The 1966-nt window shown below is 71.4% G+C and carries 3 protein-coding genes; all 3 read right to left on the reverse strand.

Annotated features, from left to right (window positions below; all coding sequences use genetic code 11):
• Positions 1–125, reverse strand: a 125-nt coding sequence (locus ACFYXE_RS38375) for an adenosylhomocysteinase (RefSeq protein WP_361181711.1), incomplete at its 3' end; no start/stop codon positions are given.
• The gene (gene metF, locus ACFYXE_RS38380) at positions 103–1008 is read right to left on the reverse strand and encodes a methylenetetrahydrofolate reductase [NAD(P)H] (protein ID WP_361181709.1); all 906 of its coding nucleotides are present in this window, start codon (positions 1006–1008) and stop codon (positions 103–105) included. The genes metF and ACFYXE_RS38375, both read right to left, overlap by 23 nt.
• The coding region (locus tag ACFYXE_RS38385) for a vitamin B12 dependent-methionine synthase activation domain-containing protein (protein WP_389321242.1) at positions 1005–1966 on the reverse strand (962 nt) is incomplete at its 5' end. The genes metF and ACFYXE_RS38385, both read right to left, overlap by 4 nt.

Consider the following 1966-nt stretch of genomic DNA (forward strand, 5'->3'; position numbering starts at 1 on the left):
TTACGGATCGACATCAGACCGGGCATCTCATGCTCGGCCAGCGTGATCTCCTTACGACCGAACTCGGCCAGGGAGAGATCGGCGACCTTGAAGTCGTGGCCGTCAGTGGTGGGCTGCGAGGTCATGCGCAGTGCTCCTTGAGTTCGTGATGTTGCCGTGGATCTCGAGCGTCGCCGTCGAGCGGTTGAGGGTGATGTAGTGCAGTCCGGGGGCGCCTTCGGCCAGCAGGCGCCGGGCCATGTCGGTGGCGTGGGCGACACCGATGCGGTGGCCCTCGGCCGGATCGTGGCGGGCGGCGTCCAGGCGGTGGGCCAGCGCCTCGGGGAAGGCGGCGCCGCTCAGGGCGGCGAAGCGGGCGATCTGGCGGACGTCGGTGGCCGGCATGATCTCCGGGATGATCGGGGTGTGGCAGCCCGCCGCGGCGGCCCGGTCGCGCAGGCGCAGGTAGTCCTCGACGTCGAAGAACATCTGGGTGATGGCGTAGTCGGCGCCGGCGCGGCACTTGGCCACGAAGTGGCGGATGTCGCTGTCCCAGTCGGCCGAGCGGGGGTGGCGTTCGGGGAAGGCGGCCACGCCGACGCTGAACTCCCCCGACTCCTTGACCAGGCGCACCAGTTCGTGGGCGTGGGTCAGGCCCTGGGGGTGGGCGTGCCAGGGCGCGTTGGGGTCGCCGGGCGGGTCGCCGCGCACCGCCAGGACGTCACGGACCCCGGCGTCGGCGTACTGGCCGATGATGTGGCGCAGTTCGGCCACCGAGTGGCCCACCGCGGTCAGGTGGGCGACCGGGCGCAGGGTGGTCTCGGCGGCGATGCGTTTGGTGACCTCCACGGTGCGGTCCCGGGAGGAGCCGCCGGCGCCGTAGGTGACCGAGACGAAGGTGGGGGCCAGGGTCTCGATGCGGCGGATGGTGCGCCACAGGGCGCGGGCGGCGGTCTCGGTCTTGGGCGGGAAGAACTCGAAGGAGAAGCTGGGGGCGCTGTGGGTGATGAGGTCGCGCAGCACGGTCATGGCCGGCCTCCGGCGTTGAAGTAGCTGGCCTCGGGGTGGTGCAGGACGATGGCGTCGGTGGACTGCTCGGGGTGGAGCTGGAACTCCTCGGAGAGCTGGACGCCGATCCGCTCGGGCCGGAGCAGCGCTGCGATCTTGGCGCGGTCCTCCAGGTCGGGGCAGGCGGGGTAGCCCAGTGAGTAGCGGCAGCCCTGGTATTCGGTGCGGAACATGCCCTGGACGGTGTGCGGGTCGCTGCCGGCGATGCCCAGTTCGGTGCGGACGCGGGCGTGCCAGTACTCGGCCAGGGCCTCGGCGAGCTGGACGGACAGGCCGTGCAGTTCGAGGTAGTCGCGGTAGGAGTCGGCGGCGAACAGCTCGGCGGTGGCCTCCCCGATTCTGGAGCCGACGGTGACGACCTGCAGGCCCACCACGTCGATCTCGCCGGACTCCTGGGGGCGGAAGAAGTCGGCCAGGCACAGGTGGCGGCCGCGCTGCTGGCGGGGGAAGGTGAAGCGGGTGCTCTCGGTGCCGTGGTCGTCGAGCAGGATGAGGTCCTCGCCCTTGGACACGCAGCGGAAGTAGCCGTGCACGACGGCGGCTTCGAGGAGGTTGTCGGTCTGCAGGCGGTCCAGCCAGCCGCGCAGCCGGGGCCGCCCCTCGCTCTCGACCAGCTCCTCGTAGGAGGGCCCGTCGCCCTTGCGGGCCTGCTTGAGGCCCCATTGCCCCTTGAACAGGGCGTCCTCGTCCAGCCAGCTCGCGTACTCCTTGAGCGGGATGCCCTTGATGACGCGGGTGCCCCAGAACGGCGGGGCGGGGACGGGGTGGTCGGTGGCGACATCGGAGCGGGCGGGTAGTGCCTGGGTGACCTCCAGGACGGCGGTGGAGGCCTTGCTGGGCACCCGGCGCTGCTTGAGCTCGGGCAGCACGGCCCCCGGCACGCCCCGCTTGACCGCGATCAGCGCGTCCATCAGACGCA

The organism is Streptomyces sp. NPDC002564 (assembly GCF_042889645.1).
Taxonomy (GTDB): Bacteria; Actinomycetota; Actinomycetes; order Streptomycetales; family Streptomycetaceae; genus Streptomyces.